The organism is Pseudaquabacterium rugosum (genome assembly GCF_038066575.1).
In the GTDB taxonomy this organism is placed as follows: domain Bacteria; phylum Pseudomonadota; class Gammaproteobacteria; order Burkholderiales; family Burkholderiaceae_C; genus Pseudaquabacterium; species Pseudaquabacterium rugosum.
This window is the reverse complement of the sequence record NZ_JBBUTF010000008.1, coordinates 242,860-258,876: the sequence shown is the minus strand read 5'-3', so window position 1 is coordinate 258,876 and position 16,017 is coordinate 242,860. Positions and strand designations below refer to the sequence as shown.

The window sequence follows — 16,017 nt, the reverse complement described above, 5'->3', positions numbered from 1 at the left end:
CCGCCCCCGCCTGCCGACCGACCGCCGCCGCCCGGAGCCCCCGATGTCCACCGCCCCCGTCACCGTCCACATCCCCCGCGACTCGGCCGCCCTCGCCGCCGGCGCGGACGCCGTCGCCACCGCGCTGCAGCAGGCCTGCGCCGCCCGCGGCCACGCGCTGAACCTCGTGCGCAACGGCTCGCGCGGCCTGTTCTGGCTGGAGCCGCTGGTCGAGGTCAGCACGCCGCAGGGCCGCATCGCCTACGGCCCGGTCGCGCCCGAGGACATCCCCGGCCTGCTCGACGCCGGCCTGCTGACCGGCGGGCTGGACGCCCAGGGCGACGTCATCGCCCACCCGCTGCGCCACGGCGTGACCGAGCAGATCCCCTTCCTGGCCCTGCAGGAGCGGCTGACCTTCCGCCGCATGGGCGTGACCGATCCGCTGAGCCTGGACGACTACGCCGCCCACGAGGGCTGGGCCGGCCTGAAGCGCGCGATCCAGGACCTGGCGCTCGACCGCGACGCGCTGCTGCACGAGGTCACCCACAGCGGCCTGCGCGGCCGCGGCGGCGCCGCCTTCCCGGCCGGCATCAAGTGGAAGACGGTGGCGCTGGCGCAGGCCGTGCAGAAGTACGTGGTCTGCAATGCCGACGAGGGCGACAGCGGCACCTACAGCGACCGCATGACGATGGAGGGCGACCCGTACATGCTGATCGAGGGCATGACGATCGCCGCGCTGACCGTCGGCGCCACCCGGGGCTACATCTACATCCGCAGCGAATACCCGCACGCGGTGGCGACGATGACCGAGGCCATCGCGCGCGCCACCGCCGCCGGCTTCCTCGGCGACGACGTGCTGGGCTCGGGCCGCGCCGTCCACCTGGAGGTGCGCATGGCCGCCGGCGCCTACGTCTGCGGCGAGGAGACGGCGATGCTGGAGAGCATCGAGGGCAAGCGCGGCATCGTGCGCGCCAAGCCGCCGCTGCCGGCGCTGCAGGGCCTGTTCGGCCAGCCCACCGTCATCAACAACGTGATCACCTTCGCCAGCGTGCCGGTGATCCTGGCGCGCGGCGCGCCGTTCTACCGCGACTACGGCGTCGGCCGCTCGCACGGCACCCTGCCCTTCCAGCTGGCCGGCAACATCCGTCACGGCGGCCTGGTCGAGAAGGCCTTCGGCCTGACGCTGCGCGAGCTGGTGTTCGGCTTCGGCGGCGGCACGCGCAGCGGCCGGCCGGTCAAGGCGATCCAGGTCGGCGGCCCGCTGGGCGCCTACGTGCCCGAAGCGCAGTGGGACGTGCCGCTGGACTACGAGGCCTATGCCGCCATCGGCGCGGTCGTCGGCCACGGCGGCGTGGTCGTGCACGACGACACCGCCGACCTGCAGGCCCTGGCCCGCTACGCCATGGAATTCTGCGCACTGGAGAGCTGCGGCAAGTGCACGCCCTGCCGCATCGGCTCGACGCGCGGCGTCGAGGTCATCGACCGCATCACCCGCGCCCAGGGCGAGAAGAAGACGCAGCAGGTCGAGCTGCTGCGCGACCTGTGCGACACCATGATCAGCGGCAGCCTGTGCGCGATGGGCGGCATGACGCCCTACCCCGTGCTGTCCGCCCTCAACCACTGGCCGCAGGACTTCGGCCTGACCGATGCGGCCCCGGCCACCGCGGCCCCCACGGCCACCACCCCGGCCCGCGCCTGACGCCGATCCCGAGGAGACACCCGCCATGCTGCACCACCACGCCCCCGAGATCGACCACGGCACGCCCGAGCGCGAGAGCGCCGTGCAGGTCACGCTGACCATCGACGGCCAGGCCGTCACCGTGCCCCAGGGCACGAGCCTGATGCGCGCGGCCAGCCAGGCCGGCGTGCAGGTGCCCAAGCTCTGCGCCACCGACAGCCTGGAGCCCTTCGGCTCGTGCCGGCTGTGCCTGGTGCAGATCGAGGGCCGCCGCGGCTATCCGGCCAGCTGCACCACGCCGGCCGAGGCCGGCATGGTCGTCCACACGCAGAACGGCCAGCTGCAGAAGCTGCGCCGCAACGTGATGGAGCTCTACATCTCCGACCATCCGCTGGACTGCCTGACCTGCAGCGCCAACGGCGACTGCGAGCTGCAGACCCAGGCCGGCGTCGTCGGCCTGCGCAACGTGCGCTACGGCGTGGCCGGGCAGGCGATCGAGGGCGTCGCCGGCGCCCACCACTGCGACGCGGCCAAGGACGAGTCCAACCCCTATTTCACCTACGACGCGTCCAAGTGCATCGTCTGCAACCGCTGCGTGCGCGCCTGTGAGGAGGTGCAGGGCACCTTCGCGCTGACGATCGCCGGCCGCGGCTTCGAGAGCCGCGTCTCGCCCGGCCAGAGCCAGCCCTTCATGGGCAGCGAGTGCGTGAGCTGCGGCGCCTGCGTCCAGGCCTGCCCGACCGCCACGCTGCAGGAGAAGACCGTCATCGAGCTCGGCCAGCCCGAGCACAGCGTGGTCACCACCTGCGCCTACTGCGGCGTGGGCTGCAGCTTCAAGGCCGAGATGAAGGGCGAGACCGTCGTGCGCATGACGCCGTGGAAGGACGGTCAGGCCAACGACGGCCACAGCTGCATCAAGGGCCGCTTCGCCTGGAGCTACGCCACCCACAAGGACCGGATCACGAAGCCGATGATCCGCGACCGCATCACCGATCCGTGGCGCGAGGTCAGCTGGGACGAGGCCATCGGACACGCCGCCGCGCGCTTCAAGGCCATCCAGGCGAAGCACGGCAAGGACAGCGTCGGCGGCATCACCTCCAGCCGCTGCACGAACGAGGAGACCTACCTCGTGCAGAAGCTGATCCGCGCGGCCTTCGGCACCAACAACGTCGACACCTGCGCCCGCGTCTGCCACTCGCCCACCGGCTACGGCCTGGGCCAGACCTTCGGCACCTCGGCCGGCACGCAGACCTTCCGCAGCGTGCGCCATGCCGACGTGATCCTGGTCATCGGCGCCAATCCGAGCGACGCCCACCCGGTGTTCGCCTCGCGCCTGAAGCGCCGCGTGCGCCAGGGCGCGAAGCTGGTCGTCATCGACCCGCGCCAGATCGATCTGGTCAGCAGCCCGCACGTCAAGGCGCAGCACCACCTGCCGCTCAAGCCCGGCACCAACGTGGCGATGATCAGCGCGCTGGCCCACGTCGTCGTCACCGAGGGTCTGGTCGACGAGGCCTACGTCGCCGAGCGCTGCGACACCAAGAGCTTCAACGAGTGGCGCGACTTCGTCGCCAGGCCCGAGAACTCGCCCGAGGCGCTGGAGGCGGCCACCGGCGTGCCGGCGGCCGAGGTGCGCGCCGCCGCCCGCCTGTACGCGGCCGGCCCCAACTCGGCCATCTACTACGGCCTGGGCGTGACCGAGCACGCGCAGGGCAGCACGATGGTGATGGGCATCGCCAACCTGGCGATGGCCTGCGGCATGGTCGGCCGCGAGGGCGTGGGCGTGAACCCGCTGCGCGGCCAGAACAACGTGCAGGGCAGCTGCGACATGGGCAGCTTCCCGCACGAGCTGCCCGGCTACCGCCACATCAGCGACAGCACGGTGCGCGGCCAGTTCGAGGCGGCCTGGGGCGTCACGCTGGATCCGGAGCCGGGCCTGCGCATCCCGAACATGTTCGAGGCCGCGCTCGACGGCAGCTTCCGCGGCCTGTACTGCCAGGGCGAGGACATCGTCCAGAGCGACCCCAACACCCAGCATGTGGCGGCCGCGCTGTCGGCCATGGACTGCATCGTGGTGCAGGACATCTTCCTCAACGAGACGGCCAAGTACGCCCACGTGCTGCTGCCGGGCTCGTCCTTCCTGGAGAAGGACGGCACCTTCACCAATGCCGAGCGCCGCATCAGCCGCGTGCGCCAGGTGATGCGCCCGCTGGCCGGCCTGGCCGACTGGGAGGTGACGCAGAAGCTGGCCAACGCCCTCGGCTACCCGATGGCCTACCGCCATCCTGAGGAGATCATGGCCGAGATCGCGGCGCTGACGCCCAGCTTCGCCGGCGTCAGCTATGCCAAGCTCGATCGCCTGGGCAGCGTGCAGTGGCCGTGCAACGAGTCCACCGACGAGGCCGGCACGGCCATCATGCACCGCGAGAAGTTCGTGCGCGGCAAGGGCCGCTTCATCATCACCCAGTACGTGGCCACGGACGAGAAGGTGACGCGCCGCTTCCCGCTGCTGCTGACCACCGGCCGCATCCTCAGCCAGTACAACGTCGGCGCGCAGACGCGGCGCACGCCGAACAACCAGTGGCACGACGAGGACCGGCTGGAGCTGCACCCGCACGACGCGCAGGAGCGCGGCATCCGCGACGGCGACTGGGTCGGCATCGAGAGCCGCGCCGGCCAGACCGTGCTGCGCGCCGTCGTCAGCGAGCGCATGCAGCCGGGCGTGGTCTACACCACCTTCCACTTCCCCGAGAGCGGCGCCAACGTCATCACCACCGATTCGTCGGACTGGGCCACCAACTGCCCCGAGTACAAGGTGACGGCGGTGCAGGTGCTGCCGGTCAGCCAGCCGTCCGAATGGCAGCAGCAGTACGCGACCTTCAACCGCGACCAGCTGGCGGCGCTCGCCGCGGCCAGCGCGCCGGCCGAGGTGGTGGGCCAGTGAAGCCCGACGACGCGCCGCTGGTGCCGCCGGGCGCACAGCGCGCGCCGGTCGCCATCTGGCGCGACGGCCGGCTGCGCCAGGACAGCGACTGGCTGGCCGACGAGGTGCCGGTGGCCCTCGTCTACAACGGCATCAGCCATGCGGTGATGCTGGCCAGCCCGGCCGATCTGGAGGACTTCGCGCTGGGCTTCAGCCTCAGCGAGGGCCTGCTGCGCACGGCCGACGAGCTCTACGGCGTCGACATCGAGCCCGGCTGCGACGGCCTGACGCTGCAGCTGGAGGTGGCCTCGGCCGCCCTCGCCCGCCTGAAGGAGCGCCGCCGCAGCCTGGCCGGGCGCACCGGCTGCGGCCTGTGCGGCACCGACAGCCTGGCCCAGGTGCGGCGCGCCCTGCCCGCACCCGGCACCTTCGGCCTCCCGCCGGTGCTGACGACCGCAGCCGTGGCCGCCGCGCTGCGCGGCCTGCGCGCCCACCAGGGCCTGCAGCAGCTGACCGGCGCCACCCATGCCGCCGCCTGGTGCGCGCCCGACGGCACGGTGCGCCTGGCGCGCGAGGACGTCGGCCGCCACAACGCGCTCGACAAGCTGATCGGCGCGCTGCAGCGCACGCGGCGTGACGCGCGCGCCGATGCCGCCACCCGCGCCGCCTGCGCGCCGGACCAGGGTTTCGTCTGCATCACCAGCCGCGCCAGCGTGGAGATGGTGCAGAAGGCCGCCAGCGTCGGCATCGGCACGCTGGTGGCCGTCTCGGCGCCGACGGCGCTGGCCGTGCAGGTCGCCCGCGAGGCCGGCCTGGCCCTGGCCGGCTTCGCCCGCGGCGACGATCTGGTGGCCTACACCGAGGCCGCACGCTTCGGCCTGCCGGCCGCCTGAGGCCGCCCCCCACGCCGCGCCCGCCCTTCATCCCCCCACCCGCCCGCCACCGCATCCCCATGGACATCGCCCACCTGGTCCACATGGCCAACCGCATCGGCCAGTTCTTCGAGGCCATGCCCGACCGCCCCGAGGCGCTCGACGGCATCGCCGAGCACCTGCGCAAGTTCTGGGAGCCGCGGATGCGGCGCACGCTGCTGGACGCGCTCGACGGCCCCGGCTGCGCCGAGCTGCATCCGATGGTGCGCGAGGCCGTCGAACGCCACCGCGCCGCGCTGACGCCGAAGACCGCCGCCGCACCGGCGGCCTGAGCGGACCGGCGCGCATCGTCGCGCGCCAGACCGCACCGCAGCCGGGGTCGGCCCCGGCTTGGCGACAATCGCGCCATGCACGCATCCGAAGACACCCGGCCGGCCACGCCCGGCCTCGCCGCGCTGTGGCGCCCGATCCTGGCGATGACGCTGGTCATCGCGCTGTCGAACTGGGCCGTCCAGTACCCGATCAACGACTGGCTGACCTGGGGCGCCTTCACCTACCCGGTGGTCTTCCTCGTCACCGACCTGACCAACCGCGCCGTCGGCATGGCCGCCGCGCGCCGCGTGGCCTGGGCCGGCTTCGCGCTGGCCGTCGTGCTGTCGGTCTGGCTGGCCGATGCGCGCATCGCGCTGGCCTCGGGCACGGCCTTCATCGTCGCGCAGTGGCTGGACATCTCGGTGTTCAACGCCTGGCGCGCGCAGAGCTGGTGGAAGGCGCCGCTGATCGGCTCGGTCGTCGCCTCGGTGATCGACACCGGCCTGTTCTTCGGCATCGCCTTCGCCGGCACCGACGTGCCCTGGCTGCAGCTGGCCGCCGGCGACCTGGCCATCAAGTGGCTGATGGCCGCCGTGCTGCTGCTGCCCTACAAGGCCATGCTCGGCCATCTGCAGGCCTGGGTGCCGCTGGCCACGGCCTCCACGGCCACCGCCACCACCGCCGACGGCGGGCGCTGAGCCCACGGCGGCAGCGCGGCGGCGCTCAGCGCGCCAGCGCCGCCGTCAGCACATCCCCGTGGTGGACGATCCACGCCGGCAGGAAGTGGTTGTCGTCGCGGTAGACCGGCAGGCCGCGCCGCGCGTCATGGGCCTCGCAGCGGCCGTCGCGGCAGTAGGCCGGGCGCAGGTCGATCTGGCGCACGGCCGCGCCGTGGGCCGCCGCCGCCACCATGTCGTCGAGGAAGCGGTCGCCATGGCGCGCCGCCCAGTCCGGATCGGGGAAGGTCTGCAGCGGCGCCTGGCCCCACAGCGCGCGGCGCAGGGCCAGCGGCCCGATGCTGGTGCTCGCCTGCGGCGTCGGCCGCACCAGCACCACCTGCAGGCCGCGGCCGGCCAGCGCGTCCAGCAGCCGGGCGCCCTCGTGCACCGCCGCAGCGCGGTGGCCATCGGCATCGAGCTCCCGGCAGCGGCCGTCGGCCACCTGGCAGAGGTTGGACGGCTGCTGGTCGAGCGCGGCCCAGTTGCCCGACAGCACGACGGTGTCCACCGGATCGGCCAGCGCGCGCTGGCGCAGGCGCTCGAACACCTCGTGGCAGCGGAAACCGTGGTCCTTGCGGTTGGTGGCCGGAATCGGCGGACAACCGGGTGACAGCGCGAAACGCACCGGCTGCCGCGCATGGCGCGCGAACCAGGCGTACAGATGCTGGGCCCGGGAATCGCCGAGCACGACGATGCGTGGGCCCGGGGCCTGGGCGTTGAGCTCGCAGAAGACCAGCTCCGACGGCCCGAGCAAGGCACGCTCGCAGTCGTCCGGAGCCAGCGCCTGGCCGACCTGCGCCTGCAGGGCCATCAGCGCCGGCTCGCGCCCGCCCAGCCGCGCCGGCCAGCCCTGGCTGGCCAGCACCGCCAGCCCGGCCAGCGCACCGGCGCCCAGGGCCACGGCCGGCACGGTGAGCCGCCAGTGGCCGATGGCCGGCTGCACCCGTGTGGCGACCGGCCGCTCGATCCAGCGGAAGGACAGCGCGCCCAGCGCCACGCTGGCGGCGATGCCGGCCAGCCGCGCGGCCGGGCCGCTCCACTGCGCGCTGGCCACCGCGTAGTGGCAGGCCACCATCAGCGGCCAGTGCCACAGATAGATCGAGTACGACCAGCGGCCCAGCGCCTGCACGACGGCCGTGCGCTCGACGGCCCACGTCCAGCCACCGGCCACCCCCTGTCCGGCGATCAGGTAGAGCACGGCGGCCAGCACCGGCCACAGCGCCAGCGCACCCGGCCACTGCGGCTCCCAGCGGTGGCCACGGCCGGCCAGCAGGCAGCCGACGAGGATCAGCAAGGCCGCGGCCCGCAGCCCATGGCGCCAGGCCGGCGACAGCCGCGCCGGCCACTCCCGCAGCAGGAAGACGAGGCCGCCGGCGAGCATCTCCCCGCTGCGTGCGGCCAGCGAGAAGAAGGCCTGCGAGGGGTCCTGGCGGGTCAGCCACACGCCATAGCCGAAGCCCAGCACGGTGAGGGCCACCAGCACGCCGGTGGCCCGCCGCGCCTGCTGCCCGGCATCGGCCGGGAAGCCCCTGAGGATGGCGGCCAGGCCCATCAGCCCCAGCGGGTACAGCATGTAGAACTGCCATTCCACGCTGAGCGACCAGGTGTGCAACAGCCAGCGCTCCTCGACCCCGCTGTTGAAGTAGCCCAGGCCCTCGTTGAACAGATGGTGGCTGACGAACAGCAGGGCATGGACGGCCTGCCGGCCGAGGGCCGCATAGTCGGCCGGCGGCAGCAGCACGGCTCCCAGGGCCAGCAGCGACAGCACCATCACCACCAGCGCCGGCCAGATGCGCAGCGCCCGCGCGAGCAGGAAGCGCGGATACGAGAAATCGCCGCGCGCCAGGCCACCCCAGGCGATCTGCGTCATCAGATAGCCCGAGATGACGAAGAAGACATCGACGCCGATGAAGCCCGCGGCAAAGCCCCGCACATCGAAGTGGTACAGCACCACCAGCGTGACGGCGAGGGCGCGCAGCGCGTGGATGTCGTGGCGGAACGTGGGCTTGGGGGTCATGCGGCGGTCGGTCGTGACCCGCCGCCGCCGAGGGCGGACCATCCGGATCACATCACCGCATGCTAGGGAGCGCACCCCGGCCTGATCGCCGGAAATGAGGGGCCGCGCCGGCTCAGGTCCCGGGCCCGAAGCAGAGCGCGTGGTCGCTGCACACCGCGCAGCTCGGCGCCTTGCAGATCATCAGCCCGGCCTGCTCGCACAGCTGCTTGTAGAGGAACTTCTTCCACTTCATGTCGCGGTCGTTCCGTGCCGCCAGGGTCGGAAAGAACCGCGACATCAGCGCGCCGAGCGCGGCCCGGTCGGGCAGCTGCAGGTCCTGCCACAGGTGGTCGTCGCCCAGGCAGGCGACGGCCACGGTCTGCGCCAGGGCCGCGATCTCGGCCGGCGTGGCCACGGCCGGATCGGCATGCGCCAGCAGCAGCGCACGCACCTCCTCGATCTCGTCGCCACGGCGGGCGATGCGCGAGAGCGCCAGCGGCACCGGCCGGGCCAGTGCCAGCAGCGCGAGCGGGGACGGACGGTCTCCCATCAGCGGGCTCCGTTCGCCCTCACACCGCCGCTGCAGCATGGGTGTAGCACTTCTTCGGGCAGATCTTCGCGCAGGCGGTGCAGCCGATGCACAGCGCCTGGTGCGCGATGGTCATCACCTTCTTCTCGTACTCGGCGTCATCGTCGTCGTCACCGACGGCGATGCGGTTTCCCTCGTCGTCGAGGCCGACGAGTTCGAGCACGCCGCGCGGACAGACGCGGAAGCAGCGGCCGCAGCCGATGCAGGTGTCCTCGTTGATCTCCTGGACGAAGGTCGGCGTCCAGGTCTCGCCCGAGGGCATGGTGATGGTGAACGTGCTCAAGGCGGACTCCTCGGTTCAGGCGTCAGCGGTCCGGGCAACGGCGGCGGCCGGACCGGCGCTTCAGGCGCTGGCCGCGGCCAGCCGCGCGCGGGCGGCGATCAGCGCCGCATGCGCGTCGTGGGCGGTCCGGGCCACCTCGGGGATGCGCTCCCAGTGGGTGGGCAGCTCCTCGCTGAGGTCGTGCAGGTCCATCTTGGCCTGCGTGGCCTTGGCATTGAGCTTCTTGATCTCGGCCTTCAGGGCGTCGACGTCGACGGTCTCGCTCATGGTTTCACGCTCCCCAGGTGGCGACTTCGCGGTACTTCTCGACCATGCCAATGCCTTCGGTGACCAGCTTGTTGCCAGCCTCGGCCAGCTTGGCCAGGCTCGCATAACCGAAACGATGGACGTCCCGCAGATGGCGATTGACGACGATCAGCCGGCCGGTGGTCAGCACCGTGCGGCCGAAGCCCTCGTGGCTCATCTTCGTCATCGGGCTGACCATGCACTTCGTGGCCTTCTCGATGCACAGGCCGACCGCGTTGTGGAACAGGTCCAGGCGCCACAGCGTCTCGGGGTCCGGGTCGCCCATCATCGGCATCTCGCGCCGCTGCTCGGGCGTGAGGATGTAGGGCGCCAGCAGCGTGAGGTCGGACTTGCCCTCCCAGGTGCCGTGGGTGTCCTGCGCGCGCAGCTGCTTGATCAGCTCGCGGATGAAGGGGGCCTGCAGCAGTTCCTCGTCGGTGCGAACGACCTTGGCCTCGGCGGTGGGGGTCGCGGTATCGGTGGTCATGACTTGACTTCCTCGTCGTCCTCGAAGTCGACGCTGCGCGCCTGGCCCTTCATCAGGGCCTTGCGCAGCCAGGGCGGTGGCGTGCCCTGGAGCACCCCTTGCAGCTTGTCCAGGATGTCCAGGATGGGCTCGGGCGCCGGCACCTTCACCGGGTGGATCTTGCTGGCGACCACGCGCGCGGCCGCACTGCCACCGATGGCCGCCACGTAGACGATCGCGCAGTCGGCGATCGCCGCCAGCTTGGGCGCCAGCTTGTCCTCGTTGCCGTCCTCGGCCAGGTCCTCGCCGAAGGCGAAGTCCTCGACGAAGCGGTAGCCGGTGGGCTCGATCTCGTAGACGGCCAGATGCCTGGCCCAGCCGAAGTGCGCGTCCACGCGCTGCTGGTCCTGGGTCGCGAAGGCGATCTTCATGTCACGCTCCTTCAGGGGTGGTCGTGGGGACGGGGCCGTGCGCGGCCGCACGCTCGGCCTTCTGGCGGCGCACGAGGGCATCGACGGCGACCGTGATCGCCTCGGGCGGGCGCGCCGCGTCGAGCGCCGCCGGCTGCAGCGGCCAGTCCTGCGGCCCGTGGTGCGGGATCAGGTCGATGAACAGGTTGCCCAGCTCGTAGACCAGGTTGCGCGTGCCGCGGTAGCCGATGTGGCAACTGTGGGCATTGCCGATGCGGTCGAACTTCGGGATGCCGAGCCGGAACAGCGGCTTGCCCAGGCGCTCGGCGGCCTGGCGGCCGTGCGAGTGGGTGATCAGCAGGTCGACATCGGCCGCGCGGGCCAGCTGCTCGAAGTCCTCCAGATCGCCGATCACGACCTCGTTGGCCGGCACCTGGGCGTTGAGCGCGCTCTGGGTGGTGGTGATGGCCACCGACACCTCGGCGCCCATCTCGGCCAGGAAGCTGCCGACCGCGTACAGCAGATCGGGCTCGGCGCCGATGGCCACCTTCTTGTGGCCGAAGTGGAAGTGGCCGTCGAGCATCGCGTCGACCAGCTGGCTGCGCTGGCGCTTGACGCGCTCGGGCACCGGCCGGCCGCTCAGTTTCGCCAGCAGCATCACCAGCGCGTCGCTGGCGGCCAGGCCGGTCAGGCGGTCGAACAGCGTGCAGGGCACGCCGCACTGCTGCCGCAGGCGCTCGGCCGCGGGCTTCATCTGCGCGCCGATGGCCACCGCGTGGCCGCACCGGCCCAGCGTGCGGATGGCCTCCAGCGGCGTGCCGCCCAGCGTGGTGCCCAGCCAGTCGTCGGGGATGTGGCCGTCGAGCGAGCCGGCCACGTCGGGCAGCATCACCGGCGTCAGGCCGAAGCGCTCGAACAGCTCGCGCAGCTCCTCGACATCACCGGGCGACAGGTGCGAGCCGGGCAGCACCGCGATGCGGCTGGCGTCCTTCGGCGCATCGGCCGCGCACGGCGTGGTGACCTGGCGGATCACGCCCTCGACCGCGCGCGACCAGCCGTCCTCGAAGGCACCGACATAGTCCGGCGTGCTGACGTAGACCACCTCGGTGTCGGCGATCTCGGGGTGCTTCTTGCGGGCCAGCGTGATGTAGGCCTCGACGTCGTCGCCCTTGGTCTCGGTCAGCCCGGTCGAGCAGATGGCGATCATCTGCGGCCGGGCCCGCTGGCGGATGTTGAGGAGGGCCTTCTCGAGGTTGTCGTAGCCGCCCATCACCGTGGTGGCCTCGTTCATGGCCGTGGTCTGCAGCGGGATGGCCTCCTTGAAGTGCCGCACCAGCAGCACCAGACCGAAGGACGTGCAACCCTGGCTGCCGTGCATCATCGGCATGCAGCTGTCCAGGCCCATGAACGCATAGCTGGCGCCCAGCGGCGCGCTCATCTTCAGCGGATTGACCGCACACGCCTTCTTCGACTCGCTGACATGCGCCATGAGGGGCTCCTGCGTTGGGCTCGACAGGCCCTTTGCAGGATGGATGCCAGCACCGCAGACGCCTGCAAGTGCCTGTCAGCGCGCGATTTCGTACGGGATCAGCGCGGGATCAGCGCCGGACCGCCCGCGGCATGAACGCGACAAACGCGACGACCGGTGCGCCGACACGGACCGCGGCCGCTCAGTCGGCCGCCAACGCCCCCGCATGGCGCCAGCAGCCCTTGCCCGCCCGCTTGGCGCGGTAGAGCGCGGCATCGGCCTCGCGCAGCAGATGGGCGCCGTCCTGGCCGTCGCCCGGGCACAGCGCGATGCCCACGCTCAGCCCCACCTGCACCGTCACGCCATCGCGCAGCGTGAACGGGCGCGCCACCTCCTGCAGCAGGCGCTGCGCGACCTGGGTGGCCACCGTCGCCTCGGCGCCGGGCAGCAGCACGACGAACTCGTCGCCACCGACACGGCACACCGCATCCTGCTGCCGCAGCAGGCCGCGGAAACGCTGCGCGACCTGGGCCAGCAGCTGGTCGCCCGCATCATGGCCATGCTGGTCGTTGACGCGCTTGAAGCCGTCGAGGTCCATGCACAGCACGGCGAAGCGGGTGGACTGCCCCGCCTCGCGCAGGCGGGCCAGACGCTCGGTGAACTCGCGCCGGTTGGGCAGGCCGGTCAGCGGATCCTGCAGCGACAGGCGGCGGTTCTCGAACTGCAGCTGCAGCAGTTGCAGCAGCATCCGGTGGTTGTGGTGCAGCAGCAGCCAGAAGGCCGCCGCACCGGCCGGAATCATGCACGAGGGGCCGAGCAGCCCCGGCAGCGGCGAGCCCGCCAGCCCGGCCCACAGCAAGGCCCCGTCGACCAGCACCACCGCCGCCGCCAGCCGCGGCAGCGCGGCCCAGCGCGCCACCACCACCGCCAGCATGCCGACCACCAGCACCGGGGCCAACGCCGTCAGCGCCAGATCACCCAGCCACAGCGCCGCCATCGCGCCCAGCCCCATCGCCAGCAGACGCAGCACATTGGCCGTCATGCGCAGCGGCCGCCAGGCCTCGGCGCGGGCCGAGCCCACGCCCCGCCCGCGCAGCGGCAGGCAGGCCGCCTCGATCGCCAGCCAGGCCAGCGGCCAGTCGGCCCCGCTGGCCCGCCAGGCCATCAGCGCGACCACCACCGTCCACAGCAGCTCGAAGGCCTGCAGCGCCGGCACCTCGTCCAACGTGCGCCACAGCACCTGCCGCAGCTCGGCCGACTCATCGGCCAGCGGGCCCTGCAGCAGACGCCGCAGGCGCGGGCCGACACGCAGGCCTGCGGCAGGCACGGCCGTGCCTGCCGATGCCGGATCGGCAGCGGCGGCGGCGGTCGGCGTCGGCGGGGCCGCCGGCGGACAGTCGTGCAAGGGAACGCCCATGGGGCGCATGTCGGCCGTCGGGGGCGGGACTTGATACCGGATCGAGAAAGCCCGACACCCGGGATCCATGCGCCCGTCCCGGTGGGGGCGCGGGGCCCGATCCGGCGCCCCGCAGACCGCAGCGGGCATCCGCACCGGCCGGACAGCGCGCGCTCAGCCCGGCGCCGCCTCCGCCGCCAGCTGCTGCGCGCTCTGCGCACGCAGCAGACGGTCCTCCGCCTCCCAGGGGGCCGGGGCGCGCACCTGGGCCCACATCGGGTTGTGCAGGGCCTTGTCGATCTCGTCGATCATCGTGACCATGCCCTCATAACCGGCGAACGCATGGTGACGCTCCTGGTTGATGTCCATCCACGGCATGCGGGCCTTGAGCGCGACGAACTGGCTGCGGCCGCCGCTCAGCATGATGTCGGCCTTCGCGTCGCGCAGCATCGCGTACATCTGGCGCGGGGTCATGTCGTCGATCATGTGGGCACTGTCCTCGGCGGTCAGGCCCATGATCTCCTTGATCTTCTCCTTGTCCTCCCGGGTGGACTTCTTCACCGAGGTGCCGACCACCTCCAGCCCCGCCTCCTGCAGCGCCGAGACCACCGACCAGCTCTTCACGCCGCCGGTGATCAGCAGCACCTTCTTGCCGGCCAGGCGCGCCTTGTAGGCGCGGATGCGCTCGAAGGCGCGGGCCTCCTCCACCGCGATCAGCGCCTCGGTGCGGTCCTTCAGCTCGGCATCGGCGCCGCGCTCGACCAGCAGGCGGGCGATCTCGCGCAGCGTGGTGCTCATGTCGCTGATGCCGTAGAAGCTGCCTTCGAAGTACGGGATGCCGTAGCGCTCCTGCATGCGGGTGGCGATGTTGATCATCGACTTGCTGCAGACCATCATGTTGGCCTTGGCGCGGTGCGAGGACGCCACCTCGGCATAGCGCCCGTCGCCGCTGATGCAGCTGAGGATGCGCACGCGGAGCGCGTCGAGCAGCGGCTTGATCTGCCACAGCTCGCCGCTGAGGTTGTACTCGCCGATGATGTTGATGTCGTAAGGCGTCGTGTACGCGGGCTCCTGCGTGCCGATCACGTAGGTCAGCAGCGCCTCGGCACCCAGCTTGTTGCCCAGGTTCTTGGGCCCGGCGAAGCCCGGGGCGTTGACCGGGACGACGGGCTTGCCGAACTTCTCGGTGGCGCGCTTGCACACCGCCTCGATGTCGTCGCCGATCAGGCCGGTGACGCAGGTCTGGTAGACGAAGACGGCCGGCGGGTCCTGCTTCTCGATCACCTCGCGGATGGCCTTGAACAGGCGCTTCTCGGCGCCGTGGATCACGTCCAGCTCGTGGATGTCGGTGGTGAAGCCGGTGCGGTAGATCGTCGAGCCGCTGCTGGCCGAGTGGCGGTTGTCCCAGCTGTTGCCCTCGCAGGCGATCGGGCCGTGCACGAGGTGGGCGACGTCGACGATGGGCTGCAGCGCGATCTTGGCGCCATCGAAGGCGCAGCCACCGGCCGCGGCGCCGGGCGTCAGCTGCTTGGTGCAGCCCTTCTTGCGCTCCTTCTCGCTCTTCACCGCGTTCTTGTCGCAGCCGGGCTCCTCGAAGACACGGGCGATGGTTTCCTTCAATGGCGTGGCCATGGTGTCGGATCTCCTGCAAAGCGGACGGGGTGGCGTCGTCCGTGCAGGATCGGTGCCAGGCGGCTCCGGCCGCATCCGGCCCGACCGCTCAGATCGGCCACTCGGATCGGCCGTCAGCCCGTCAGCCCGTCAGCCCGTCAGCCCGTCAGCCCGTCAGCAGGCGGCGCAGCGGCGGCTCGGGGCGCAGCTCGGCGCCGAGGAAGGCCATCGTGCGGTCCCAGGCGATGCGGGCCCAGGCCGGGTCGTAGCGCATCTGGCTCATGCGGCCGGGGCCGGGCCCCTGGGCGGTCTCGTTGGCGAAGGCGTGCGGCGCCGGATAGTGGTAGCCGGTGTAGCGCACGCCGTGGCTGCGCAGCAGGGCCTCGTGGTCGCGGATGAAGTCCTGGCGGAAGAACGCGTCCTCGTCGGCCCAGTGGGCCAGCACCGGGGCGGTGATGCGCTCGGCCTCCATGTACTCCAGCGGCGGGTAGCCATACCAGAGCACGCCGGCATCGACCTCGGGCGACGCGCACAGCGTCAGCAGTGCCAGCGCCGAGCCGGAGCTGTAGCCGATGATGGCCACCTTGCCGCTCTCGCTGTGGAGGTGTTCCTTGAGGTGGCAGACCGCGCCGCGCAGCTCCTGGGCGGCGGCCTTGCGGTAGATGACGTGGATCATCAGGTCCTGCGCCTCGATCGGATCGGTGGTGATCTGGCCGTGGTACAGGTCGGGCACCAGCGCATGGAAGCCGGCCTGGGCGTGGCGCTCGGCCACGTCGCGCATGTAGGCGTTCAGGCCCCACCACTCCTGGCACAGCACGACGGCGCCGCGCACCGGGCCGGCCACCGGATCGGCCTCGGCCAGATAGGCCTGCAGGCGCTGCCCGTCGATGCGGGCGTACTCGATCATCCGACCCATCGCGGCCTCCCCGGGTGCCTGGACGTGACGGCCAGTATGGACCCGGGGCCGCGGGCCCGTGCAGGGCGGCAGGCTCAGGACTTGCCCTGAGGCGGCCGTGGCCTGCGGCCGCCGCCG

General features: G+C 72.0%; 15 protein-coding genes. 5 read left to right on the top strand and 10 right to left on the bottom strand.

The features are described from left to right. Nucleotides 1-43 precede the first annotated feature (43 nt). From AACH11_RS11210 to AACH11_RS11190, 5 genes are all read left to right on the top strand, one after another. Nucleotides 44-1,678 (top strand): formate dehydrogenase beta subunit, encoded by a 1,635-nt coding sequence (locus tag AACH11_RS11210; protein WP_341374311.1) that lies wholly within the window; start codon nt 44-46, stop codon nt 1,676-1,678. Nucleotides 1,679-1,703: 25 nt separating this feature from the next. Next, on the top strand, nt 1,704-4,598 hold the full coding sequence (gene fdhF / locus AACH11_RS11205) for a formate dehydrogenase subunit alpha (protein ID WP_341374310.1): 2,895 nt from the start codon (nt 1,704-1,706) through the stop codon (nt 4,596-4,598). Beyond that, nucleotides 4,595-5,470: a formate dehydrogenase accessory sulfurtransferase FdhD gene (gene fdhD, locus AACH11_RS11200; RefSeq protein WP_341374309.1), complete on the top strand. Its 876-nt coding sequence runs from the start codon at nt 4,595-4,597 to the stop codon at nt 5,468-5,470. The genes fdhF and fdhD overlap by 4 nt, the downstream gene beginning before the upstream one ends. Nucleotides 5,471-5,529: 59 nt before the next feature. After that, on the top strand, nt 5,530-5,781 hold the full coding sequence (locus AACH11_RS11195) for a formate dehydrogenase subunit delta (protein WP_341374308.1): 252 nt from the start codon (nt 5,530-5,532) through the stop codon (nt 5,779-5,781). Between the two features lie 75 nt (nt 5,782-5,856). Further along, nucleotides 5,857-6,459, top strand: a complete 603-nt coding sequence (locus tag AACH11_RS11190; protein ID WP_341374307.1) for a VUT family protein — start codon at nt 5,857-5,859, stop codon at nt 6,457-6,459. Between the two features lie 25 nt (nt 6,460-6,484). Here the strand turns inward: AACH11_RS11190 and AACH11_RS11185 are convergent, their stop codons facing one another. The 10 genes from AACH11_RS11185 to AACH11_RS11140 all read right to left on the bottom strand — a co-directional run bounded on the left by AACH11_RS11185 (nt 6,485) and on the right by AACH11_RS11140 (nt 15,900). Continuing rightward, on the bottom strand, nt 6,485-8,497 hold the full coding sequence (locus AACH11_RS11185) for an acyltransferase family protein (protein WP_341374306.1): 2,013 nt from the start codon (nt 8,495-8,497) through the stop codon (nt 6,485-6,487). A 112-nt stretch (nt 8,498-8,609) separates the two neighbouring features. Further along, complete coding sequence (locus AACH11_RS11180; RefSeq protein ID WP_341374305.1) at nt 8,610-9,026, bottom strand: nitrogen fixation protein NifQ; 417 nt, start codon at nt 9,024-9,026, stop codon at nt 8,610-8,612. Between the two features lie 19 nt (nt 9,027-9,045). Next, the gene (gene fdxB / locus AACH11_RS11175; RefSeq protein WP_341374304.1) at nt 9,046-9,348 is read right to left on the bottom strand and encodes a ferredoxin III, nif-specific; all 303 of its coding nucleotides are present in this window, start codon (nt 9,346-9,348) and stop codon (nt 9,046-9,048) included. 60 nt (nt 9,349-9,408) lie between these two features. After that, the gene (locus AACH11_RS11170; protein ID WP_341374303.1) at nt 9,409-9,615 is read right to left on the bottom strand and encodes a CCE_0567 family metalloprotein; all 207 of its coding nucleotides are present in this window, start codon (nt 9,613-9,615) and stop codon (nt 9,409-9,411) included. A 4-nt stretch (nt 9,616-9,619) separates the two neighbouring features. After that, nucleotides 9,620-10,120, bottom strand: a complete 501-nt coding sequence (locus AACH11_RS11165; protein ID WP_341374302.1) for a NifX-associated nitrogen fixation protein — start codon at nt 10,118-10,120, stop codon at nt 9,620-9,622. Further along, nucleotides 10,117-10,530, bottom strand: a complete 414-nt coding sequence (nifX, locus tag AACH11_RS11160; RefSeq protein ID WP_341374301.1) for a nitrogen fixation protein NifX — start codon at nt 10,528-10,530, stop codon at nt 10,117-10,119. Before nifX ends, AACH11_RS11165 begins: the two co-directional genes overlap by 4 nt. Before the next feature lies 1 nt (nt 10,531). Next, on the bottom strand, nt 10,532-11,998 hold the full coding sequence (nifN, locus tag AACH11_RS11155; protein ID WP_341374300.1) for a nitrogenase iron-molybdenum cofactor biosynthesis protein NifN: 1,467 nt from the start codon (nt 11,996-11,998) through the stop codon (nt 10,532-10,534). Between the two features lie 181 nt (nt 11,999-12,179). Continuing rightward, nucleotides 12,180-13,394 (bottom strand): diguanylate cyclase domain-containing protein, encoded by a 1,215-nt coding sequence (locus tag AACH11_RS11150; protein ID WP_341374299.1) that lies wholly within the window; start codon nt 13,392-13,394, stop codon nt 12,180-12,182. Nucleotides 13,395-13,547: 153 nt separating this feature from the next. Further along, nucleotides 13,548-15,005, bottom strand: a complete 1,458-nt coding sequence (nifE, locus tag AACH11_RS11145; protein WP_341374298.1) for a nitrogenase iron-molybdenum cofactor biosynthesis protein NifE — start codon at nt 15,003-15,005, stop codon at nt 13,548-13,550. Between the two features lie 145 nt (nt 15,006-15,150). Further along, nucleotides 15,151-15,900 (bottom strand): dienelactone hydrolase family protein, encoded by a 750-nt coding sequence (locus AACH11_RS11140; RefSeq protein ID WP_341374297.1) that lies wholly within the window; start codon nt 15,898-15,900, stop codon nt 15,151-15,153. Nucleotides 15,901-16,017 lie beyond the last annotated feature (117 nt).